Genomic DNA, 20,853 nt, shown 5'->3' on the forward strand with positions numbered 1-20,853 from the left:
GCATGGACGCCGTGTCTCATCTGCACTCCATGCGGGCTCTCATCCTGGCCCCGCATGGGCGGGATTCTGCTGTTGCCGCCGATCTTCTGCGCGCGGTGGGGATTGCCGCTGAGGTCTGCCCCGACCTGCCGGGGCTGGTCCGGGAGCTCGAGCGGGGAGCGGGCTTCGCGCTCATTACCGACGAGACGTTCCGCACGGCCGATTTGAGCGATCTGTCCCGCTGGTTGGCGGACCAGCCGCCCTGGTCCGACTTTGCCTTCGTGCTGCTGACCCAGCGTGGAGGAGGGGTCGAACGCAATCCGGCCCTCGCTCGCCTCACCGAGATCCTCGGCAACGTGACCTTCCTGGAGCGCCCCTTTCACGCCGGGACGCTGGTCAGCGTGGCGCGGACGGCCCTGCGCGGCCGGGAGCGGCAATACGAGGCGAGGGCGCGCCTGGAGGAAATGCACACGGCGGAAAAGCGTCTGATGGCCGCGCTCGACCAGGCGAGGCGCGCCGCCGAGCACCAGGCATTGCTCATCGGCGAGCTGAACCACCGCGTGAAGAACACCCTGGCCACGGTGCAGTCCATCGTCATGCAGACCCTGCGCACGAACGTCACGTCCGCTCAGGCAAAAGAAGCCATTCAGATGCGGCTGTTGGCCCTCTCGCGGGCGCACGATGTGCTCACCCGTGAGAGCTGGGAGGGTGCCGACCTGATCGAGGTCGTCACGCGCGCGCTCGAGCCCTACGAGGCCGTGAACGAGAACCGGATTCACATTGCCGGGCCGCATGTGCGGCTCACGCCCCGCATGTCGTTGGCCCTGGCGATGGCTCTGCATGAACTGGCGACCAACGCGGTCAAGTATGGCGCCCTCTCGAACAAGCTCGGCATCGTGGACGTCTCGTGGACGGTGCAGCAGAGCGCGGGAGCGCAACCCCGCCTGAGCCTGCGCTGGACGGAAAGCGGCGGCCCGCCTGTGAAGGCTCGCTCTCGCCGCGGCTTCGGATCACGCCTCATTGAGCGAAGTCTCGCGCAGGATCTCGATGGCCAAGTGGAGATCGCGTTTGAGCCGACGGGGGTCGTATGCACGGTCGATGCTCCGGTCGCATAGGGCGCGGCTCCCCGCCGATCGATGATCTTCAGGGGCATGTTTCGCGCCCGATGCTTCAAGCTTTTGTTTCAAAGCATCTTTTCACGCGAAACCGGTTTCCACTTTCGCGGCCGATGCTCTGGACGCCGGACGGGTGACGCGTCTGCGCGTCGCTGCTTTCAGGAGCTTGCGGAAGGTTGGGCATTCCAGGTGCGACGGGGCGGGGCACTCGGCCACGTGCCGAAGGGCATCCCGCAGCACGCGCAGGTCGCGCATCTGCCGCTGCAAATCATCCGCCTTGGCGTGCAGCTGATCGCGGGGAATGTCAGGCCGGCCGTCCTTCCCGAACATGCCCGCGATCTCGGTGAGGGAGAAGCCTGCCGTTTTCCCGAGTTCGATGAGGGACAGCTTCAGGAGGACGTCGGCATCGAACTGCCGCCGTAGCCCATGCCGGCTGATCGACCGGATCAGACCGATCTCCTCGTAGTAGCGCAGTGTGGAAGGTGGTACGCCTGACCGTTGAGCAACCTCGCCGATATCCATCATTCCCATGCTTGACCTCAAGTCGACTTGAAGTCGTACCGTGTCTCGAATCGTCACTTCGAGCAAGAGGTCAGCCATGAACGTCACCACGATTTCGAGACAGACGCAGGTCTGGCGGGATCCGCGAGCGATCTCGCTGCTGATGGCGGCATCGCTCACGACCATGGCCAATGCCACGATCAGTCCCGCGCTCCCCGGGCTCGAGCGCCTGTTCGCCGAGGATCCGAACGCTGCGATGCTGGTACGCCTGCTGGTACCGGCGCCCTCCATCAGCGTCGCCATCCTCGCGCCGTTCGCCGGTCTCGCCGCCGATCGGTACGGCCGGCGGCGGATGCTCCTGGCGGGGGTCATCCTCTTCGTCGCCGCGGGATGCGCGGGGCTGTTCCTTCCCGACCTCCCGAGCATCTTCGCCAGCCGCTTGGTGCTGGGGCTGGCCGTCGCCCTCATCATGACGGCCCAGACCGCGCTTGTCGGCGACTACTTCACCGGAGACGATCGGACCGCGCTGTCGGGACTACAGATATCGGCCCGGAACTTCGGGGGGCTGGTGTTCATCTCACTCGCGGGATGGTTTGCGGCGATCTCACCGCGTCTGTCTTTCGTCATCTACGGAGTGGCCGCGCTCTTCCTGCCTCTCATGTGGAGGGTCATCGTCGATCCGCCGAGGACCCCGCCTATCGTCCATGCCCGCCTGGAGAGCAACGCCTCCCATCCTTTATCATGGCGTTTCGCCATCGGGCTGCTCGCGCTTCTTCAAGCCGCCACGAACATGATCTTCTTCGTCATGCCGACCCAGTTGGCGTTCTACTTCGCAGAATCAGGCTACAGCAGCCCAGTGATGACCGGCTCGGCGCTCGGAGGCCTGATGCTTTCCGGCGGCTGCCTGGCGCTGCTGTATGGCCGGGTCCAGAGGGCCATCGGTTACGGTGGCGTTTTCGCTCTGGGGTATGGTGTGATGGCACTCGGTTTCGTGTTGCTGGCCCGTGCTATGAGTCCTCCGGCTTGGTTCGCCGGAGCCGCGGCCATCGGTGTAGGCTATGCGCTGGTGTCGCCGAGCTTCGTCACCCTCGCCCTGGGGCTTGCCCCGCTCTCCCGGAGGGGGACGGCCGGAGGCATCCTGACCGCCTCCGTGTTCATCGGCCAGTTCTGTTCGCCTCTCGCGAGTTCACCATTGGTTGCGGCATACGGTTACGAGGGGCTCTTCTCCATCACCTCATCGCTTGCCGCCGCGATGGCGGGTGCGGCGGTCTTGAAGGGCTGCGCGAGGGGACTTCAAGCCTTGAAACCCGCGCTTCCAACGATGGACTGGCATCACCCGACGAAACCAGAGGCTGATCCCGGGCCGAATTCTAGAGCATCGGACGTGAAAAGTGGACCCAGGTTTGGGATCGATCCGATGACCAACCCCTTGAGCGGCGCATCGTTCGGCGCGGACCCAGCGGGCCACGCCAGTGACCCGCTGGGCCGCACGATGCGCTAGGACATGACCCCTTTTGGCATTTCTCGGAAGTCAATCCAGAATCGGCTCTCGCCAGGGACATCGGGCGTTCCTGGAGACCGGGGAGCCGGCAGAGGATGACCCGCGCCGGCCGATCCCGACGTTCAGCCTTCCGCCTGGGCGGCGTGTGTCTCGCCATGACCGTTGAACTCACCAGATCGGGTAGCGGCGGCTCCTGCCGCTGCTACCCTGCGACGGCCATGCGCGACAACTCCGAGCCCTCGAGACGACAGGAGACGAGCCCATGCACATTCTGGCGGCAACGGACTTCTCGACCCGCTCGCAACGGGCCGTGCGGCGCGCCGGCCTGCTCGCGCGGGATTGCGGCGCCGAGCTCACCCTCGTGCACGTGGTCGACGACGACCAGATTGCCGCCGTATTGCCACCCGTTATGACCGAAGGGCCGCAAACTTCCTCAGCTTCATTCTGATCGCCGCGGCACTACAATGGATGCGCTGAATGTCGATTCAGCCTAGCCTGAGAGGAAGAGGGCTGATTCCAACTTGGCCATATGTCCAACAAGAGCCAGATTAGCTTTTTACAAGCCACGGCATAATGTGGGGTGCGATGAGGGGCACAGGTTCGCTTGAACCCTTAATCCCTTGTAAAATAAGGTATTTTAAGGAAGAGTTGGCGGAGAGGGGGAGATTCGAACTCCCGATACGGTTGCCCGTATGCCGCATTTCGAGTGCGGTGCATTCAACCACTCTGCCACCTCTCCGGGGTGCGAAGGCCTCAGGCCCGCTGGTTGAGGCCGGGTGGATATCATGGGCTTGGCGGGTCTTCAAGCACCAAAAAACAGGTTTTTGATTGACAAAGGAGAGGGCAGCCCGTAGGTAGGCGTCATCTATGAGCGGGCCCGCGTGCCTGCTCGTATCCATGCGGCGGCTCAAGCCCGCCGTGAACCGAAGCCGGAAACTGCCAAAAAGCCAATCCGGTGGGGCTTCCCCCGCTGAGAATTGGGTTTGAACACGAGGATCAGATGTTCGCAGTGATCAAGACCGGCGGCAAGCAGTATCGCGTTGCCGCCAACGACGTCATCACCGTCGCCACGCTCGCAGGCGAGCCTGGCACCGCCGTCACCTTCGACCAGGTTCTCATGGTCACGAACGACGGTTCGACCCAGGTGGGCGCTCCCCTCGTCGAGGGCGTGACCGTGGCGGGCGAGGTGGTGGAACACACCCGCGGCGAGAAGGTCATCTCCTTCAAGAAGCGCCGCCGTCAGAATTCGCGCCGCAAGCGCGGGCATCGCCAGGACTACACCGTGGTGCGGATCACCGAGATCCTCGCCGGTGGCGAAACGCCCAAGAAGGCTGCGGCGAAGAAGACCACCAAGGCTGCGGCTGACGAGGCTGCGCCGGCCACCGCTGAATAAGCGCAAGGCAACACAGGAACACGGGAGTAACCCATGGCTCACAAAAAAGCAGGCGGTTCGTCTCGCAACGGTCGCGACTCGGCAGGCCGTCGTCTGGGCGTCAAGAGGTTCGGCGATCAGCAGGTCGTCGCCGGCAACATCATTATTCGTCAGCGCGGCACCAAATGGCATGCCGGCGCCAATGTCGGCATGGGCAAAGACCATACCCTCTTTGCCACGGCCGATGGCCGAGTCCGATTCCTGACGCGTCAAGGCCGAGCCTTTGTATCGGTCGTACCGGCCCAAGAGGCCGCAGAGTAAACGGCGAGAGCGAAACGAAGGAGCTCCCGCCGGCATCACACCGACCCGGCGGGTGAAGAGCTCCAGACAGGCCCAAAAGGCCAAGCTCCAATCCGAAACTGACAGGGGAGGTGGGATGTCCACCTCCCCTTCGTCATTTCTCGGGCCCAGGGAGGGCCCACCGGATCGGAGCAAGACGATGTTTCCCGACCTCACCCGTGACGATGTTTTCCGCCTCGAGACCCGCGGCCTCTGGCTCCGCTGGGCCCGTCTCGCGGATGCCCAAGCCATCGTACGCCTTGCCGGTGAGAAATCGGTCGCGGAGATGACGGCGCGCATTCCGCATCCGTATCACCCGGACGACGCCGAGCGATTTATCTTCATGTCCCGGCGGTCCAATGCGGACGGCCATGGCCTGCAGCTCGCCATCACGCCCAAGGGCAAGCCCAACAGCCTGATCGGCATGGTGGGCATCGGACCGGACCCGGAGACGGGCAAGCCCAGCCTCGGCTACTGGCTCGGCACCCCCTACTGGGGAAAGGGCTACGCCACCGAGGCGGCGAGAGCGCTGATCGACGCCTTCTTCGCCTATGGCGAGGGGGATGAGCTCACCGCGTCGACCCGGGTCATCAACCCGGCCTCCCGGCGGGTCCTGGAGAAGTGCGGCTTCGCCTATCAGGGCGCCGGCCTGGTCGAGCTGCCCGCCCGGGGAGGGCTCTACCCGGCCGACCATTTCCGCCTCGACCGGCGGGCCTGGGAGAGCCTGAAAAGCTGGAGCCATACCGGCCTCGTGCGGGAGCCTCTGTCCGTCGAGATCGAGGTGGACCGGGGGCTGTCCCTCGCGAGCTGAAACCAAGGGAGCGCTCCCGTGATCACGGGAGCGCTTCGCTTTTATCCGCGTTGCTCCCGCAGACCATCGCGGACGGGAGCCTTGTCTGAACCGGAGGGCCTGATCGGCTCTTTGCGAAAAATGCTCCAGTCCCGTAAAGGATGCGGGTTATGAAATTTCTCGACCAAGCCAAGATCTATATCCGTTCCGGCAACGGCGGCGGCGGCGCCGTGTCGTTCCGCCGTGAAAAATTCATCGAGTTCGGCGGGCCGGACGGCGGCGACGGCGGCCGCGGCGGCGACGTCTGGGCGGAATGCGTCGAGGGTCTGAACACCCTCATCGACTACCGCTACCAGCAGCACTTCAAGGCCAAGACCGGCGGCCACGGCATGGGCAAGAACCGGCACGGGGCCAAGGGGGCCGACGCGATTCTCAAGGTGCCGGCCGGCACCGAGATCCTGGAGGAGGACGGCGAGACCGTCATCGCCGACATGACCCATGTGGGCCAGAGGGTCCTGCTGGCGAAGGGCGGCAACGGCGGCTTCGGCAACGCCTATTTCACCACCTCGACGAACCGCGCTCCCCGCCGGGCCAATCCCGGCCAGGAAGGCCAGGAGCGCACGCTCATCCTGCGTCTCAAGCTGATCGCCGATGCCGGGCTGGTCGGACTTCCCAATGCGGGCAAGTCCACCTTTCTCGCCACCGTGACGGCGGCCAAGCCCAAGATCGCCGATTACCCCTTCACCACCCTCCACCCGGGGCTCGGCGTCGTGCGCGCCTACGGGCGCGAGTTCGTGCTGGCGGATATTCCCGGCCTGATCGAGGGAGCCTCCGAGGGCGTCGGCCTGGGCGACCGCTTCCTGAGCCATGTGGAGCGCTGCCGGGTTCTGCTGCACCTGGTCGAGGGGACGAGCGAGGATGCCGGGGAGGCCTACAGGACCGTCCGCCACGAGATCGAGGCCTATGGCCACGGCCTGTCGGAGAAGCCCGAGATCGTTGCCCTGTCCAAGGCCGACGCCCTGGACGAGGAGACGCTCAAGGAGCAGCTGAAGAAGCTCAAGAAGGCCTCGAAACAAACCCCTTACGTCGTCTCCTCGGCGTCCGGGCAGGGTGTGCAGGAGGTGCTCCAGGCGCTGCTCACCGTGATCGATCAGGCCAGGGCCGAAGAGGAGCCCGCCGCCCCGCAGGCGGAGTGGCATCCGTGACCCCGGAGCTCGGCCAATTCCGCCGCGTCGTCCTGAAGGTCGGATCCGCCCTGCTGGTCGACCGGGCCCGCGGACGGCTGAACCACGCCTGGCTTGCGGCGCTCGCCGAGGACATCGCGGATCTTCACGCGAGAGGCGCCGACGTTCTCGTGGTCTCCTCCGGGGCCATCGCCATGGGGCGCACCGTTCTGGGGCTGCCCTCCGGCCCCCTGCGCCTGGAGGAGAGCCAGGCTGCCGCGGCCGTCGGGCAGATCGCGCTCGCCCGCACCTGGTCGGAGGTGCTGGCGCATCACGGCATCACGGCCGGCCAGATCCTCGTGACGCTCGCCGACACCGAGCAGCGGCGGCGTTACCTCAATGCCCGGGCCACGACCCTGAAGCTCCTCGAGATGCGGGCCGTGCCGGTGATCAACGAGAACGACACGGTTGCGACCTCGGAGATCCGCTACGGCGACAACGATCGCCTGGCGGCGCGCGTCGCCACCATGATCGGGGCCGATCTCCTGGTGCTGTTCTCCGATATCGACGGACTCTATACGGCGCCGCCCGCATCCAATCCCGATGCCGAGCACATTCCGGTGGTCGAGCGGATCACGCCTTCCATCGAGGCCATGGCCGGCGGGGCAGCCTCCGAGCTGTCGCGCGGGGGCATGCGCACGAAGGTCGAGGCGGGCAAGATCGCGACAGCCGGCGGCACCCATATGATCATCGCGGACGGCCGCACGAAGAACCCGCTGAAGCGCATCGCCGAGGGCGGGCGCTGCAGCTGGTTCCTGACACCGTCCAATCCGGCGACGGCGCGCAAGACCTGGATCGCCGGCGCGCTGGAACCCCGCGGGACGCTCTACGTGGACGAGGGCGCCGCCCGCGCGCTCCAGGCCGGCGCGAGCCTGCTGCCGGTGGGGGTGCGTCGGATCGAGGGCAGCTTCCATCGCGGCGATGCGGTGACGATCCGCAGCGAGACCCGGGTGCTCGGCCGGGGCCTCGTGGCCTACGATGTCGAGGATGCGGCGCGCATCATCGGCCGCCCCAGCCGCGAGATCGAAGGAATCCTTGGCTATCCCGGCAGGGCCGAGATGATTCACCGGGACGACATGGCGCTGAGCGACTGATCGGACGACAGAAGCTGCAGCAGAGCCTGGGCGTCCCCGGGAGCGGCACTCTTGATGTCGTTGTCGAAATAGACATAGACGCTGCGGCCGCCGCGCTGCCATTCGCCGGCCCGTCGCGACCAATCCTGCAGGGTCTCGGTCGAATAGCTGCCCGCATAGCGTCCGTTGGTTCCATGCGCCCGCACATAGACGAAATCCGCCGTCGCCACCCAGGGCGCCGGCGCATCCGCGTGGTCGGAGATGCAGAGCGCCGCGTTATGGTCCCGCAGGATGCGGAACACGGATTCCTCGTACCAGCTCGGGTGGCGGAACTCGAAGGCGCAGCGGCGGCCCCCGGGGACCAGCGACAGGCAGCGCGCCACCCGCTCCCGCGTCTCGTCGTCGGCCCTGAACGTGGGCGGCAGCTGGAACAGGACCGGGCCGAACGTGTCGCCCAGGCCGTTCATGCGGCCGAAGACGAGATCGATGCTCTCCTCGATCCCCTTCAGCCGCTTCATGTGCGTGATGAAGCGCGACGCCTTCCAGGCGAACAGGAAGCCTTCCGGCGTGGCGTCGTGCCAGGCCCTGACGGCCTGCTCGGTCGGGAGACGGTAGAAGGAGTTGTTGATCTCGGCGCTATCGAAGCGCTGGACGTAATAGGAGAGGAAATCCTTGATCTTCAGGCGCGCCGGGTAGAAAGGTCCGTGCCAGGACCTGTAGTGCCAGCCCGATGTCCCGATCCGGATCTCCGTCTTCGTCATGGCCGATGAGACCGGGCGGCTTGGCTGTGAAGCCGCCGGACGTGCTATGGGTGCTGAGTGGCGTATTTCCCCTGCGACCGTCAGGGGCCGGGACTTGGACATGGATGAGATTCGCGCCTTGATTGCAGAAGTGCTTGCCGACCACCTCAACGCGCCAGGTGCGCCATTGGTTGGAGATCCGGACGTTCCGGCCCTCATGGCCGAACTCGGCCGGCGCGCGCGCGCCGCGGCCAGGCAGGTCGCGCTGGCAAAGGCCGACGACAAGAACGCGGCGCTTCGGGCGATGGCGGCCTGCATCCGCGCCCGGGCGGATGCCATCCTGGCCGCCAATGCCGAGGATCTCGCCGACGCGACGGCCAAGGGCCAGAGCGGCGCCTTCATCGACCGGCTCGTTCTCGACCCGAACCGTCTCGAAGCCATCGCGGGGGCCGTCGAGAGCATCGCGGCGCTCCCGGATCCGATCGGGCGCGTGCTTGCGCGATTCGAGCGGCCGAACGGGCTAGTCATCGAGCGGGTGGCGACCCCGCTCGGCGTGATCGGCGTGATCTTCGAGAGCCGTCCCAACGTGACGGCGGACGCGGGCGCCCTTTGCCTCAAGGCCGGCAATGCCGCGATCCTGCGCGCCGGCTCCGAGAGCTTCCGCACGTCGCTCGCCATCGCCGAGGCGATGGGCGAGGGGCTGGAACGGGCCGGCCTGCCGCGGGACGCGATCCGTCTCGTGCCGACCCGCGACCGGGCGGCGGTCGGCGCCATGCTGTCGGGGCTCGGCGGCCATCTCGACGTGATCGTGCCCCGGGGGGGAAAAAGCCTCGTGGCCAGGGTCCAGGAGGAGGCGCGGGTGCCGGTCTTCGCGCATCTGGAGGGCCTCAACCACGTCTATGTGCATGCCGGGGCCGATCTCGAGATGGCCAAGGCCGTCGTGCTGAACGCCAAGATGCGTCGCACGGGCGTGTGCGGCGCGGCCGAGACGCTGCTGGTGGATCGGGCTTGCGCCGAGACCCATCTGGGGCCCCTGATCTCCATGCTGCTCGATGCGGGCTGCGCCGTGCGCGGCGACGAGGCCGTGCAGGCGGTCGACCCGCGCGTGGCGCCGGCCACGGAGGACGACTGGCGCACCGAATATCTCGACGCGATCATCGCGGCCCGGGTTGTGGACGGCCTGGAGGCGGCAACCGCCCATATCGAGGCTTACGGCTCCCACCATACGGATTCCATCGTGACCGACGATGAGGCGGCGGCCGAGCGCTTCCTGGCCGAGGTCGATTCCGCCATCGTGCTCCACAATGCCTCGACCCAGTTCGCGGACGGCGGCGAATTCGGGTTCGGCGCCGAGATCGGCATCGCCACGGGGCGCATGCATGCCCGGGGGCCTGTCGGCGTCGAGCAGCTGACCTCGTTCAAATACCGCATCCGCGGCGCGGGCCAGACGCGCCCGTGAAGCCTGCCTCATCCCGCTTCCGCCTCAGGCCCTCTGGCCTGACCCGTCTGCCGCGGGCCGCCGCCGGCATGCGGATCGGTCTCTACGGCGGATCGTTCAACCCGGCCCATGCCGGGCATCGCCACGTGAGCCTCATGGCCCTGAAGCGGCTGGGTCTCGACCGGGTCTGGTGGATCGTCACCCCGGGCAATCCCCTGAAGGATACGGGCGAGCTGGCCACGACCGAAATGCGCGTCGAGGAGGCCAGGCGGGTCTCCGACGACCCGCGCATCGACGTGACCGCCTTCGAGGAGGAAATCGGAGCCCGCTATACGGTCGACACCCTGGCCTATCTCAAGCGCCGGTATCCGGGGGTTCGGTTCGTCTGGATCATGGGCGCCGACAATCTGGCGAGCTTCCACCGGTGGCGGGGCTGGCGGCGCATCGCCGGGATGATGCCCATGGCCGTGATCGACCGGCCCGGCTGGACCCTGAAGGCGGCCCGCTCCCGCAGCGCCACCGCCCTGTCCTCCAGCCGGATCGGCGAGAACGAAGCCCTTGCCCTGCCAGGGCTCGAGCCGCCGGCCTGGGTGTTCCTGCACGGGCCCCGATCCCACCTGTCATCCACGAAGCTGCGCCAGATGAGACGAACTTCTCCTGTCGGAAGGCGTTGAAAATTGGGGCCTTCCCGCATTATCTTAAGGGTCGGCACCCTCCGAGTGCCGTTGAGAAAGGGTCTGAACCTGAACCGACTATCTTCCGTCGAAGCGGACAAGAACCCGCTTCCGCCTCTCTCCGGAGCGGACGCTCCGCACGATGAGGACATCCGGGCCGTCGCCCTGGCCTCCCTCGAGGACATGAAGGCCGAAAACACGGTCGAGATCGACCTGGCCGGAAAGACCTCCCTTGCCGACACCATGATCGTGACATCGGGCCGTTCCGATCGCCATGTGGGCGCCATCGCCGACCGCGTGATCAAGGACCTGAAGGACAAGGGGTTCGGGAATGCGCGCGTGGAGGGGCTGCCCGCCTGCGACTGGGTGCTGATCGATGCCGGCGACGTGCTCATCCACGTTTTCCGTCCCGAGGTGCGTGGCTTCTACAACCTCGAGAAGATGTGGGGCGCCGACCGTCCGCAGGACCGCGTCAGCTAACACAAGGCAAGATTCGTGCGACTGAGCTTGCTGGCCGTGGGCCGACTCAAGAGCGGCCCCGAACGTGAGCTCGTCGAACGTTACAAGCAGCGGGTCGAGGGCATGGGTCGTGCCCTGGGCCTGGGCGGGTTCGACATCGTGGAATTGCCCGAGAGCCGGGCACGCCGCGAGGACGACCGGCGCGCGGAAGAGGCCGAGACCCTTCTCGACAAGGCAGGCTCGTCCGTGCTGATCGTCTTCGACGAGCGCGGCAAGAGCCCTTCGAGCGAAGCCTTCGCCGAGCGCATCAGGCAATGGCGCGACGAGGGCCGCTCCGGCGTCGCCTGCGTGATCGGCGGCCCCGACGGGCTCGATCCCCGGCTGAGACGGCGGGCCGACCTGGTCGTGTCCTTCGGGGCGCTCACTATGCCGCACCAGATCGTGCGGGCGCTCGTGGCCGAGCAGCTCTATAGAGCCCTGACAATCCTGGCCGGACACCCTTATCATCGCGCCGGCCACGACGATTCCTGACGGATGAAACGCTTCGACTCCTTCTTTTCCCGCAAGGCCTATGCCCCCATGGCGCTCGGCCTTGCCGCATGGATGGTTGCCGCCAGCCTGAGCCCCGCCGGGGCCCAGCAGCCGGCGCCTGCGCCGGCGCCTCAGCCCGCTCCCGGCGGACCGGCCGAGGAGAAGGCCCAGCGGGATAGGGACCTGAAGGTTCTGGAAGACGCGATCGCGGCCAATGCGGAGTCGCGCAAGCGTCTCGAAGCCGAGATCGACGACATCAAGGCGGACCGGGCGAAGCTCAATGCCGCCCTGATCGAGACCGCAGACCGGGTCCGCGGCACCGAGGACCGGATCCGCGGACTGGAGCAGAGGCTTCAGACGCTCGGATCCAGCGAGGCGGCCATTCGCCGCTCCCTTCAGAGCCGGCGCGGCGTCATCATCGAGGTTTTCGCAGCCCTCCAGCGCATGGGCCGCCGGCCGCCGCCCGCCGTGCTGGTGCGGCCTGAGGACATGCTCGAGGCGGTCCGCGCCTCGATCATGCTGGGGGCGGTTTTGCCGGAACTGCGCCAGGAGGCCGAGATTTTGGCCGGCGACCTCGCCGAGCTCGTGCGCCTCAAGGATGCCATCACGGCCGACCGCGCGACGCTCAACGGGGAGTTGACCGCCCTCAACCGGGAGCAGGAGCGCCTCGCCGCCCTCATGGACGCCCGGCAGAGCCGCATCGCCGAGGTCGAGCGCAATGCGGGCGCCGAGCGGCAGAAGGCCGAGGAGCTTGCCCGCCGGGCCGGCACCCTGAAGGAACTGGTCGACCGGATGGAGGCGGAGATCGCCGGGGCCAGGCGCGCCGCCGAGGAGGCTCGCAAGGCCGCCGAGGCCCAGGAGCGGGAAACCCGGGAAAAATTCGCCCAGCTGGCCTTCCGGGATCCGGCCCGACTCGCCCCAAAAATCCCGTTCTCCGAGGCGCGGGGCCTGCTGCCCCGTCCCGTCAGCGGCGAGACGGCCCTGGAATTCGGGGCCGCCGACGGCTATGGCGGAACGACGCGTGGCATTTCGATCACGACGCGACCCAAGGCGAGTGTGGTATCACCCGCCGACGGGTGGGTGTCCTTTGCCGGCCCCTTCCGGTCCTATGGTCGACTCTTGATCATCAATGCCGGTGGGGGATACTATGTTCTTCTGGCAGGGATGGACCATATCAATGTCGATGTGGGGCAGTTCGTGCTCGCAGGCGAACCCGTTGCGACCATGGGGGAGGCTCCTCTCATGAGTTTGATCGGTGCCGCCATAGAAAAGAACAATCCCGTCCTCTATGTTGAGTTCAGGAAAGACGGCGGTTCAATTGACCCAGGTCCCTGGTGGGCAAAATCGCAAAGCGAAAAGGTTCGCGGATAATGCGCAAACTATCCCTTTTGATTCTCGGTGCGGCCATCGGCGCCGGCGGCGCGACCATGGTGTCGCAGACCAGCCTCCTGTCGGGCATGAGCGCGGTTGCCGCCTCGGCTGACACGTACCGCCAGCTGAGCCTTTTTGGAGACGTCTTCGAGAAGGTGCGGACGGATTACGTGGAGAAGCCCGAAGAGTCGAAGCTGGTCGAGGCCGCCATTAACGGCATGCTGACCTCGCTCGACCCGCATTCGAGCTACATGGACGCCAAGAGCTTCCGTGACATGCAGGTGCAGACCCGCGGCGAGTTCGGCGGCCTGGGCATCGAGGTCACCATGGAGGACGGCCTCGTGAAGGTCGTGACTCCGATCGACGAGACGCCCGCCTCCCGCGCCGGAATCCTGGCCAACGACGTCATTACCCACATCAACGACGAACCCGTTCAGGGCCTCAACCTGAACCAGGCCGTCGACAAGATGCGCGGCCCGGTCAATTCCTCGGTCACCCTCAAGATCCAGCGCAAGGAAGCCAAGGATCCGGTGGTGGTGAAGCTGACCCGCGAGACCATCAAGGTCCGCCCGGTTCGCGCCCGCGTGGAGGGCGACATCGGCGTCCTGCGCGTCACCCAGTTCAACGAGCAGACCTTCGACGGCCTGCGCTCCGGCATCGAGAAGCTCACCTCCGATATCGGCGCCGACAAGGTGGCGGGCTTCGTCGTCGACCTGCGCAACAACCCGGGCGGCCTGCTCGATCAGGCGATCATGGTGTCCGACGCCTTCCTCGACCGCGGCGAGATCGTCTCGACCCGCAGCCGCAATGCCGAGGATACCCAGCGCTTCAGCGCCAAGGTCGGCGATCTGGCCAAGGGCAAGCCCCTGGTGGTGCTCGTCAACGGAGGCTCGGCTTCGGCCTCGGAGATCGTGGCCGGCGCCCTGCAGGACCACAAGCGCGCGACGGTTCTCGGAACCCGCTCGTTCGGCAAGGGCTCCGTGCAGACCATCATTCCGCTCGGCGGCAACGGGGCCGTGCGCCTGACGACGGCGCGCTACTACACCCCGTCCGGCCGCTCGATCCAGGCCAAGGGCATCGATCCGGACATCGAGGTGCTGCAGGACGTGCCCGACGAGCTGAAGGGCAAGGACGAGACCAAGGGCGAGGCCGGTCTGCGCGGCCACCTGCAGAACGGCGGCGAGAAGGAAGAGCGTGGCGGTTCCTCCGCCTACGTTCCGCCGGATCCGGCCAAGGACAAGCAGCTCCTGGCGGCCTACGACCTGCTGCACGGCGTTCGCAAGGGCGCTGCCAACACCACGACGACGCCCAACTGATCGGCGACGTCAGCAAACGATTCATGGCTGCATCTGGGCCTGGCGGAACCATCCCGCCGGGCCCATTTCTCATTCAGGCGCCTACAACCGTTCCGGGAGGCTTGTGCAAGGCTCGGTGAAGCGGCACTCTCTTTGCCTGCTTCGGAACCATGCGTCAGCGTCGGCAGTCTTCAAGAACCGGCCGCAGCGGGTTTCGTCATCGAGGGAGTGAGTGTCGGATGAGGAGCGCAAAAGGATCACAGGCCAGAAAGGATCTGCCCTACCGCTCCTGTGTCGGCGTCATGCTGATCAACAAAGACGGCTTGGTTTTCATTGGCCGCCGCCGGTCCGAGGCCGATGCAGCCTCCGACGGCTATTCCTGGCAGATGCCGCAGGGAGGCATCGATCCCGGCGAGGAGCCCTACGAGGCCGCTCTGCGCGAACTCTACGAGGAAACCAGCGTCCGCTCCGTGAGCCTGCTGGCCGAAGCTCCGGACTGGTATGCCTACGACCTCCCGTCCATGGTGGCGGGCCGGGCCTGGCGCGGGCGCTATCGCGGGCAGAACCAGAAATGGTTCGCGTTCCGGTTCGAGGGCGAGGAGAGCGAGATCAACATCCATCAGCCCGGAGGCGGCGGACACCGGCCCGAGTTCGACGAATGGCGCTGGGAGGAGATGCACCGGCTGCCCGAGTTGATCATTCCGTTCAAGAGGCCCGTCTACGAGAAGGTCGTTGCCGCGTTCTCGCCGCTCTCCTCCCACAGCCTCCAGACGTCCAACCCTGTCTGATTGGGCTGAGCTTAACCTGCCGATGGCGCAGGTTAAGCTTGGACCCGCGACGTCTATACAGTTGATCAGCAAGGCAGCTTGGCGGCGCAGAATGTTCATGAAGATGAACGGGAGCTGTACGTCTTCTCACCCGAACGAGAGTGACGGAACCCCGCCGAAAAAGTCTCGTTGATACGCATCGCAGAGCGCTCATGCGAGCGCTCTATTCATGGGAAATTTTGGGAGATCTTGCGATGCGTACGACCTTGATGGCAACGATGACAGCGGCTGCTCTGTGCCTGAGCGTGGCAGCGATGGCTCAGACGAGCGGCGGTTCAGGCGGGAGCTCCGGTGGCGCTGCAGGCGGCGCTGCAGGCGGCGCTTCGGGCGGATCTTCGGGTGGATCGACGATCATGACTCCCGGCGGCTCGTCGGGCTCCGGCGGGGCCGCGTCCGGGTCGTCGAGCGGAACCTCTTCGGGCTCCGCGTCGAGCGGCACGAGCGCACCCTCGGGCGGCCCGGGCGGCTCGAACGACAGCGCCTCGTCCGGCGCATCCGGCGGAACGAGCGGCTCTGCGTCCGGAACGGCCTCCGGCGGAACGAGCGGAACCACGAGCACGACCGGCAATACCGCGGGTCAGAAGGGTGGAACCGCCAATACGACCGGCAGCACCACGTCCTCCGGCAACACGAGCGTGAACGTGACGTCCGAGCAGCGCACTCAGATCACCGAGTCGTTCCGCAGCGTGCACGTTCAGCCGCTCAACAACGTCACCTTCAGCGTCAGCGTCGGCTCGACCATTCCGACATCCGTGACCACCCTCTACGATTGCCCCGACAACGTCGAACGGATTCTGACCGGCCTGCCGGAATGCAAGTACGTGGTCGTGCGCGACCAGATCGTGATCGTGGAGCCGAGCTCCCGCCGGATCGTCACGGTGATCGAGCACCGAGGCTGATCGGCGTCATCCTTCGCGGACATGGATCGAACAAGCCGCGTCCGCAGCCCATCGGCTGCGGACGTTCGCATCCGGAAGGGTGACCCGCGTGCTTGCGACGGCAACCTCGCGGCCGTCGCGCGGCGGGATGCGAACCCTATCGTGACCTGTCGGAATCCGTGGAATTCCGCGAGGATGCCTCACGCGGCATAGGGAAAGATGCAGATCTCGGCGTCAGGTATCTGTCGCTTGCGGTGGTCCGCGAGCAATTCCAAGGCGATCTGCGCGTAGAGGCGGAACTCGTCCTTGACGCTGTCGCGTTCCTGCTCCCAGGCATGATGATCGTCTTCGGCGGTGTAGAGCGCACGGGCAACGAATTCGATTTCAGCTTCCATCACAAGCCCCTCCTTGGCTCTGAAGGCAATTGATGATGTATGCCGAAAATTCCCCATGGCGCAGGTTCGCGCCGCCCCGATCACAATCCGCATCTCTCTTCGGCGGCGCCATTTGTTCCAAAGAGAATGCCGCCTGCAAGATGGCAGATGGGGTAGCCCGAAAGCGCTAGCGCATCGGACGGACCCAGAGGTCTGCCTCATCCGATGCGCCGGTCAAGAGAGGGAGCCTCGGATGAATCCCAAAAGTGGTGTCCACTTTTCACGTCCGAGGCTCTAGCACCGAGTGTGGAGATCAGGACCGGGCCGTGGGCCGGCTGGCGGGCCGCCGCCACACCGGCGCGAGTCCATGCTGCTCTACATGGCTTCAGACCACTTGCGCCCGAACGCGCGAGGCGGACGAGGTCTTGTCAGGGTTCGAAGCCTGCCCGGTTGGCCCATCATCCACGCCTCCCGGGAAGGAGCAGCGGCGAAGCGATCCTCCTAGGGAAGCCTTCGCAGCGCCGCGGCGATATCGGCCTCAATCGCCTTAGCAATGGGCTGCCGATAATGCGACGTATCGAAAAACAGGTCCGACACATGGATTTCGGGCCTATCGACCAGCCAGTCAACCACAGCTGTCCTGGTGTGGTCTCGTTGGACCGCCTGCGCCGCTGCCTTGCAGGCGTGCAGCAGGAATGCCTGCTCAGTTCCAGGCGGCGGGAGGGCATTGCCGTAGACGGGCGGCATCACCAGGAGCAGAGCGGTTTCCTCGGGCAGTGTGACGGCGAGTTCCCTGAGCCTCGCAACTGCGGGGAACCGCCTCTCGGCGTTCTTGGGGTCATGGTCATAACGGACGGCGTCGGCATAAGGCTTCTGATCCAAGCGCCGCCGAATGCCCGGATCCGTCGTATAGCCCAGCCCAATGTATTCAGGCTCATAGTCCCAGTAACCGTCCGGCCGGGCTCGCTCGGATGCGGCTCTGAAGAGATAGTCGATACGCTGCGACACCTCTTCCAGCACGTCGAAACGCACAAGCCCTCTGACATATTCCAGAGGATTGGCGCTGTAGAGCCAGAAAGGAAACGGTTTGTCGTTTGGCAACTCCGGATCGGACCTGCACCAGAAATCGTCGATGCTCACGACGACGGCCTTGGGTGCCTCCTTTCGATGTCGCAGAAACCAGTCGATCAGCTTCAGATGCTCCTTCGCCCCTGACGCCGGTGTCGCCAATTGAACGAAGTTCAGCCCGGTGAGATGCTTCAGGCGATCGGGAGCAAGGAGCTGGATGTGAGAATTTCCGACAATCACGGCATTGAAGGCCTGGTCCCGGCCACGGCTGGCATTGGCCGTTCGGGGCCCTTGAGGGCGTACGCCCGGCTTCGTGAAGAGAGACGACCGACCGGTGTCGTAGGGATCAATGACATAGGCGAGAGCGACGAACCCCGTCAGGAGGATTGCAGCTGCGCCCAGGAGCGTGATTGCGAACTGTCGCCAAGGAGCCATTTCAGAGCGGAATGGAAATGAGTTGATGCTTAGCAATATTGCTAGTCGCGTGGATAAGACCATAAGAGAGCAGCGCGGACCATCCTAATTGGTCGTATCGGCATTGACATGTTGAATTTGGCGCGGGCGCAGAAGCATCTGCCTGCGGCGGCGGGATCGCATCGTGAGACCTGCCAAGACAGTGCTGATCGAGCCGCTCGCGCCAAGCAGCGGCTGTCCCCGGCCAAGAGGGCCTCGCCATTCTGCCCGGTGACGGCGTGAACAAGCCGCGGGGTCTGTTGACCGACACGAACACAGTCACGCCAATCCATCCGGGCGGTGCTCGCACGGTTGTGCAGATCCCGAACTTGGGCGTGTCTGCCATCACCGATGGACTGATCGATTTCGTGTATGGGCTGCCCGCGCCGTATCGTCAGAACGCCCGCTGGCTGATGAACTCTATGGCGGCAGCCTTCCTCGCGAAGCTGAAGGATAGCACCGGCGATTATCTCTGGCGTGAGACCTCTATCGCTGGGCAGCCCGCCGCTCTCCTCGGCGATCCAATGGAGGCGGCGCGAGCTGAGACTTTCTGAACTCAATGCAGAAACAGGAGCCAGTCCTCGCCAACGTTCTCCGACATGATGCGCTCCGACGTGACATCATGGAGGGCGCCATCGGAACCTAGGTACTTCAATGTGCCATGCGTCTCGAGGATCAGGTCCATGAGTGCAGCAGCACCTTCACGGACAGCATTGAACTCAAGGACGATCATGGGGCGGTCACGTCGGATGATCTTCTCCATACCTTGATAGATTTGGTACTCACCGCCTTCAGCGTCGACCTTAATGAAGTCAACTTTGCGCTCGTTGCAACAAATCTCATCGATTGTAACCGTGGGGACCTGGATGATCTCTGCATCAGGCGAGATGTAGCCTGCGGGTACCAACCTTGCATTCTTTGGCTCGTTGTAAGGGGTGCTGAAAGTCGCTGTGCCGGAAGTATTCGACACCGCCGAGCGCAATACGATACTCCGAGAGCTAAAGCCGTTCACGTTCAACGAGGCCTCGGCGCTGGCGGCGGCAATAGGATTCGGCTCGAAAGCGATCAGTTTCCCGCTCGGTCCGATCAGATCGGCCATAAGAACAGAGTAGTACCCGAAGTTTGCCCCGACATCTAAGACAAACATTCCTTCCTTGATCGTCTTGGTCATTAACCGTGTAAGCGACATCTCCCAGAAGCCGTCCGTGAGGATGTGGGTTGCAAAGCCCACGTCGCGGGTGTCGGTGAAGAATTTATACCGGGCGAGGATCGTGCTCACGGCGCGATGGTCGCCCAGGTACAGTGGCCGTACGCGTTCCCGCGACAGGCTTTCGGCTTTGTGGCGCGGGAGGGACAAGAGTTGGCGGGGTGGGATTAGGGTGGCTGAGTCCTTGAATGCCAGCCTCATCAAGGTCAAGCCCAGGGTCGCAAGTTCCTGCGATACATCGGAGAGCTTTGCGGATGAATCGGGCGACAACGCCTGCGCTAAGATCCGACGCATCCTCGATAGCAACATCGGCATTCTCCGGACCCTGTTCTCGGAAAGCTCAGATGGGCTGCTTATGATGTATAATCCAGAGCCTAAAGCGCGTTTGAGCTGGACTCGAATCCATTCGGGTATGCTGTGCGTTGACGGGAATATGGCCCGGGAGGCGAGCCATGCACCAGCCTTATCCTCCTGATCTGCGTAAGCGTGTTCTGGTTGCCTGCGAGCCGGGCGACCTTCCTCAGGTCGAGATCGCCCGCCGCTTCGAGGTTTGTCCGGCGATCGTGTCGAACTGGCGCCGCCCAGAATGCGAGGAGGGTCGGCGTGCTCCGAAGCCGCACAGCGGCATGCCCTCGCGACTGAATGCGGCGGTTCTCGAGGTGCTGCGCGAGCTGGTCGTCGAGGACAATGACGCGCTGCTGCGCGAGTACCGCGAGCACCAGGCCGAGCGTACCGGCGTGCTCTGAAGCGGGTGACCCTCCCTATGAAGGCGGGATCAGCGCGCAAGCCTGCCCGGCTTCTTCCATATCGTCTGATGATGAGTTCTGGCCAGATCTCGTGGCTGCGGCAGAGCAGGCTTATGGAGTGGAGCGGGCGGCCGAAGTCATGGCGCCCGCGTCCTGGATCATTGCTCAGAAGAGGTTCGAGAGCGCGCTTAGCAAGCCGACCGGGACAAAGACTGAGAGCACAACCAGCCCAAGCGCCGTTTCGGCGAGAAGCGTCGTCCGGCGTACGATTGCCAGGAAGAATACGGCCAAGGCTGAGGCAAGAAAGCTGAAGTCGAAATGCGGCTGCAGCCACAGAAGAAAATAGCATGCCGCGGCATAGGCAAATGCCCGCGCGCCTCTGAACAGATAAGGGCTCGCCTTTTCTAAGATTGCGAGAAACTGCTGAAGTTCCGGATCTTGCGAAGTGATAGTGGTAAGATGTCTTGGATCTACGTGCTGCATGATGATGCCCAGCCCCTGAATAGCAGCCACATACCCTTACAGGGTGGTTATTCCTAGATACCAATCGGTCACACTCGGGTGTTTTTTACCACCTCTGTCCAGGCTCGGCCCCGTGCGCGAACCTCACCAAACGCTACAGTCGACGCTCTGACGTCGTCGGGCTCGTCCGGCAACACGTGCGAGATGGTCGATTGAAGCTTCGCGTCTTCAAGAACCGCCTGCGTAAGCATGTTGAGGGTGAGATCCCTGTGCTGCCCGAGTTGCGGGAGGTCATCGACACCACCCCTGACTAGTGTTGTGACTCTAACGCTTGTTTCGCACGGGCGACCTTTTCCAGGATCGCTGAGGCCGGGGCGGTCCAGACAAAGGGGCGAGGGTCGGCATTATGGTGCTCCAGATAGGCCATAATCGCGCGC

23 protein-coding genes, 1 tRNA gene and 1 pseudogene are annotated in these 20,853 nt (G+C 64.9%); 18 read left to right on the forward strand and 7 right to left on the reverse strand.

Annotated elements, in window-relative coordinates; all coding sequences use genetic code 11:
* Positions 1–2 precede the first annotated feature (2 nt).
* Complete coding sequence (locus NF876_RS26830) at positions 3–1,094, forward strand: sensor histidine kinase (protein WP_262271418.1); 1,092 nt, start codon at positions 3–5, stop codon at positions 1,092–1,094.
* Between the two features lie 81 nt (positions 1,095–1,175).
* On the opposite strand, the gene NF876_RS26835 is transcribed toward NF876_RS26830, so the two are convergent.
* The gene (locus tag NF876_RS26835) at positions 1,176–1,625 is read right to left on the reverse strand and encodes a helix-turn-helix domain-containing protein (RefSeq protein WP_262271419.1); all 450 of its coding nucleotides are present in this window, start codon (positions 1,623–1,625) and stop codon (positions 1,176–1,178) included.
* A gap of 67 nt (positions 1,626–1,692) precedes the next feature.
* Here NF876_RS26835 and NF876_RS26840 point away from each other — a divergent pair, with 67 nt between their 5' ends.
* The gene (locus NF876_RS26840) at positions 1,693–3,096 is read left to right on the forward strand and encodes an MFS transporter (protein ID WP_262271420.1); all 1,404 of its coding nucleotides are present in this window, start codon (positions 1,693–1,695) and stop codon (positions 3,094–3,096) included.
* A 262-nt stretch (positions 3,097–3,358) separates the two neighbouring features.
* Complete coding sequence (locus NF876_RS26845) at positions 3,359–3,544, forward strand: universal stress protein (RefSeq protein WP_262271421.1); 186 nt, start codon at positions 3,359–3,361, stop codon at positions 3,542–3,544.
* 201 nt (positions 3,545–3,745) lie between these two features.
* On the opposite strand, the gene NF876_RS26850 is transcribed toward NF876_RS26845, so the two are convergent.
* A tRNA-Ser gene (locus NF876_RS26850) sits at positions 3,746–3,835 on the reverse strand.
* A gap of 261 nt (positions 3,836–4,096) precedes the next feature.
* Between NF876_RS26850 and rplU the strand changes: the two genes are divergently transcribed.
* From rplU to proB, 5 genes are all read left to right on the forward strand, one after another.
* On the forward strand, positions 4,097–4,489 hold the full coding sequence (rplU, locus tag NF876_RS26855; protein WP_262271422.1) for a 50S ribosomal protein L21: 393 nt from the start codon (positions 4,097–4,099) through the stop codon (positions 4,487–4,489).
* Between the two features lie 33 nt (positions 4,490–4,522).
* On the forward strand, positions 4,523–4,789 hold the full coding sequence (gene rpmA, locus NF876_RS26860; RefSeq protein ID WP_152710638.1) for a 50S ribosomal protein L27: 267 nt from the start codon (positions 4,523–4,525) through the stop codon (positions 4,787–4,789).
* 178 nt (positions 4,790–4,967) lie between these two features.
* Positions 4,968–5,618 (forward strand): GNAT family N-acetyltransferase, encoded by a 651-nt coding sequence (locus tag NF876_RS26865; RefSeq protein WP_262271423.1) that lies wholly within the window; start codon positions 4,968–4,970, stop codon positions 5,616–5,618.
* Between the two features lie 149 nt (positions 5,619–5,767).
* The gene (gene obgE, locus NF876_RS26870) at positions 5,768–6,802 is read left to right on the forward strand and encodes a GTPase ObgE (RefSeq protein WP_262271424.1); all 1,035 of its coding nucleotides are present in this window, start codon (positions 5,768–5,770) and stop codon (positions 6,800–6,802) included.
* A complete protein-coding gene (gene proB / locus NF876_RS26875; RefSeq protein WP_262271425.1) occupies positions 6,799–7,914 on the forward strand; it encodes a glutamate 5-kinase in 1,116 nt (371 codons plus the stop codon). The genes obgE and proB overlap by 4 nt, the downstream gene beginning before the upstream one ends.
* On the opposite strand, the gene NF876_RS26880 is transcribed toward proB, so the two are convergent.
* Positions 7,884–8,654, reverse strand: a complete 771-nt coding sequence (locus tag NF876_RS26880) for a DUF72 domain-containing protein (protein WP_262271426.1) — start codon at positions 8,652–8,654, stop codon at positions 7,884–7,886. The two genes, proB and NF876_RS26880, sit on opposite strands and share 31 nt — an antisense overlap.
* 196 nt (positions 8,655–8,850) lie before the next feature.
* Here NF876_RS26880 and NF876_RS26885 point away from each other — a divergent pair, with 196 nt between their 5' ends.
* The 8 genes from NF876_RS26885 (at position 8,851) to NF876_RS26920 (ending at position 16,127) form a co-directional block, all read left to right on the forward strand.
* Positions 8,851–10,092, forward strand: a complete 1,242-nt coding sequence (locus NF876_RS26885; RefSeq protein WP_262271440.1) for a glutamate-5-semialdehyde dehydrogenase — start codon at positions 8,851–8,853, stop codon at positions 10,090–10,092.
* Positions 10,089–10,745 carry a nicotinate-nucleotide adenylyltransferase gene (locus NF876_RS26890; RefSeq protein ID WP_262271427.1) on the forward strand — a complete coding sequence of 219 codons (657 nt, stop codon included), beginning with the start codon at positions 10,089–10,091 and terminating at the stop codon, positions 10,743–10,745. Before NF876_RS26885 ends, NF876_RS26890 begins: the two co-directional genes overlap by 4 nt.
* A gap of 150 nt (positions 10,746–10,895) precedes the next feature.
* Entirely contained in the window at positions 10,896–11,225 is a 330-nt protein-coding gene (gene rsfS, locus NF876_RS26895; RefSeq protein ID WP_262271441.1) for a ribosome silencing factor, read from the forward strand.
* A 15-nt stretch (positions 11,226–11,240) separates the two neighbouring features.
* Entirely contained in the window at positions 11,241–11,735 is a 495-nt protein-coding gene (gene rlmH / locus NF876_RS26900) for a 23S rRNA (pseudouridine(1915)-N(3))-methyltransferase RlmH (protein ID WP_262271428.1), read from the forward strand.
* A gap of 3 nt (positions 11,736–11,738) precedes the next feature.
* The gene (locus NF876_RS26905) at positions 11,739–13,106 is read left to right on the forward strand and encodes a murein hydrolase activator EnvC family protein (RefSeq protein WP_262271429.1); all 1,368 of its coding nucleotides are present in this window, start codon (positions 11,739–11,741) and stop codon (positions 13,104–13,106) included.
* Positions 13,106–14,422 carry a S41 family peptidase gene (locus NF876_RS26910; protein ID WP_262271430.1) on the forward strand — a complete coding sequence of 439 codons (1,317 nt, stop codon included), beginning with the start codon at positions 13,106–13,108 and terminating at the stop codon, positions 14,420–14,422. The genes NF876_RS26905 and NF876_RS26910 overlap by 1 nt, the downstream gene beginning before the upstream one ends.
* Positions 14,423–14,640: 218 nt before the next feature.
* Entirely contained in the window at positions 14,641–15,189 is a 549-nt protein-coding gene (locus NF876_RS26915) for an RNA pyrophosphohydrolase (protein WP_262271431.1), read from the forward strand.
* 233 nt (positions 15,190–15,422) lie between these two features.
* Positions 15,423–16,127, forward strand: a complete 705-nt coding sequence (locus NF876_RS26920; protein WP_262271432.1) for a DUF1236 domain-containing protein — start codon at positions 15,423–15,425, stop codon at positions 16,125–16,127.
* 179 nt (positions 16,128–16,306) lie between these two features.
* On the opposite strand, the gene NF876_RS26925 is transcribed toward NF876_RS26920, so the two are convergent.
* Together NF876_RS26925 and NF876_RS26930 are read right to left on the reverse strand one after the other, a co-directional pair.
* Positions 16,307–16,501 carry a hypothetical protein gene (locus tag NF876_RS26925; protein ID WP_262271433.1) on the reverse strand — a complete coding sequence of 65 codons (195 nt, stop codon included), beginning with the start codon at positions 16,499–16,501 and terminating at the stop codon, positions 16,307–16,309.
* A 480-nt stretch (positions 16,502–16,981) separates the two neighbouring features.
* Positions 16,982–17,983: a hypothetical protein gene (locus NF876_RS26930; RefSeq protein WP_262271434.1), complete on the reverse strand. Its 1,002-nt coding sequence runs from the start codon at positions 17,981–17,983 to the stop codon at positions 16,982–16,984.
* Positions 17,984–18,195: 212 nt separating this feature from the next.
* On the opposite strand from NF876_RS26930, the pseudogene NF876_RS26935 reads away from it, so the two are divergent.
* Positions 18,196–18,555, forward strand: a pseudogene (locus tag NF876_RS26935) (phage major capsid protein); the annotation flags it as partial.
* A 2-nt stretch (positions 18,556–18,557) separates the two neighbouring features.
* On the opposite strand, the gene NF876_RS26940 reads toward NF876_RS26935, so the two are convergent.
* Complete coding sequence (locus NF876_RS26940; protein WP_262271435.1) at positions 18,558–19,517, reverse strand: FkbM family methyltransferase; 960 nt, start codon at positions 19,515–19,517, stop codon at positions 18,558–18,560.
* A 143-nt stretch (positions 19,518–19,660) separates the two neighbouring features.
* Here NF876_RS26940 and NF876_RS26945 point away from each other — a divergent pair, with 143 nt between their 5' ends.
* Complete coding sequence (locus tag NF876_RS26945) at positions 19,661–19,954, forward strand: COG3415 family protein (protein WP_262271436.1); 294 nt, start codon at positions 19,661–19,663, stop codon at positions 19,952–19,954.
* Positions 19,955–20,119: 165 nt separating this feature from the next.
* Here the strand turns inward: NF876_RS26945 and NF876_RS26950 are convergent, their stop codons facing one another.
* Entirely contained in the window at positions 20,120–20,467 is a 348-nt protein-coding gene (locus NF876_RS26950) for a hypothetical protein (RefSeq protein WP_262271437.1), read from the reverse strand.
* Positions 20,468–20,853: the final 386 nt, after the last annotated feature.

The sequence above is a fragment of the Microvirga yunnanensis genome (assembly GCF_025460875.1).

Bases quoted from the DNA above. Each gene is read 5' to 3' on its own strand.
- NF876_RS26925 (WP_262271433.1), bottom strand. From the start codon at position 16,501: ATGGAAGCTGAAATCGAATTCGTTGCCCGTGCGCTCTACACCGCCGAA.
- rplU (WP_262271422.1), top strand. From the start codon at position 4,097: ATGTTCGCAGTGATCAAGACCGGCGGCAAGCAGTATCGCGTTGCCGCC.
- NF876_RS26865 (WP_262271423.1), top strand. From the start codon at position 4,968: ATGTTTCCCGACCTCACCCGTGACGATGTTTTCCGCCTCGAGACCCGC.
- NF876_RS26880 (WP_262271426.1), bottom strand. From the start codon at position 8,654: ATGACGAAGACGGAGATCCGGATCGGGACATCGGGCTGGCACTACAGG.
- NF876_RS26930 (WP_262271434.1), bottom strand. From the start codon at position 17,983: ATGGCTCCTTGGCGACAGTTCGCAATCACGCTCCTGGGCGCAGCTGCA.
- NF876_RS26905 (WP_262271429.1), top strand. From the start codon at position 11,739: ATGAAACGCTTCGACTCCTTCTTTTCCCGCAAGGCCTATGCCCCCATG.
- obgE (WP_262271424.1), top strand. From the start codon at position 5,768: ATGAAATTTCTCGACCAAGCCAAGATCTATATCCGTTCCGGCAACGGC.
- NF876_RS26840 (WP_262271420.1), top strand. From the start codon at position 1,693: ATGAACGTCACCACGATTTCGAGACAGACGCAGGTCTGGCGGGATCCG.
- NF876_RS26915 (WP_262271431.1), top strand. From the start codon at position 14,641: ATGAGGAGCGCAAAAGGATCACAGGCCAGAAAGGATCTGCCCTACCGC.
- NF876_RS26910 (WP_262271430.1), top strand. From the start codon at position 13,106: ATGCGCAAACTATCCCTTTTGATTCTCGGTGCGGCCATCGGCGCCGGC.
- NF876_RS26940 (WP_262271435.1), bottom strand. From the start codon at position 19,517: ATGTTGCTATCGAGGATGCGTCGGATCTTAGCGCAGGCGTTGTCGCCC.
- NF876_RS26845 (WP_262271421.1), top strand. From the start codon at position 3,359: ATGCACATTCTGGCGGCAACGGACTTCTCGACCCGCTCGCAACGGGCC.
- NF876_RS26830 (WP_262271418.1), top strand. From the start codon at position 3: ATGGACGCCGTGTCTCATCTGCACTCCATGCGGGCTCTCATCCTGGCC.
- NF876_RS26835 (WP_262271419.1), bottom strand. From the start codon at position 1,625: ATGGGAATGATGGATATCGGCGAGGTTGCTCAACGGTCAGGCGTACCA.
- rpmA (WP_152710638.1), top strand. From the start codon at position 4,523: ATGGCTCACAAAAAAGCAGGCGGTTCGTCTCGCAACGGTCGCGACTCG.
- NF876_RS26885 (WP_262271440.1), top strand. From the start codon at position 8,851: ATGGCCGAACTCGGCCGGCGCGCGCGCGCCGCGGCCAGGCAGGTCGCG.
- NF876_RS26920 (WP_262271432.1), top strand. From the start codon at position 15,423: ATGCGTACGACCTTGATGGCAACGATGACAGCGGCTGCTCTGTGCCTG.
- NF876_RS26945 (WP_262271436.1), top strand. From the start codon at position 19,661: ATGCACCAGCCTTATCCTCCTGATCTGCGTAAGCGTGTTCTGGTTGCC.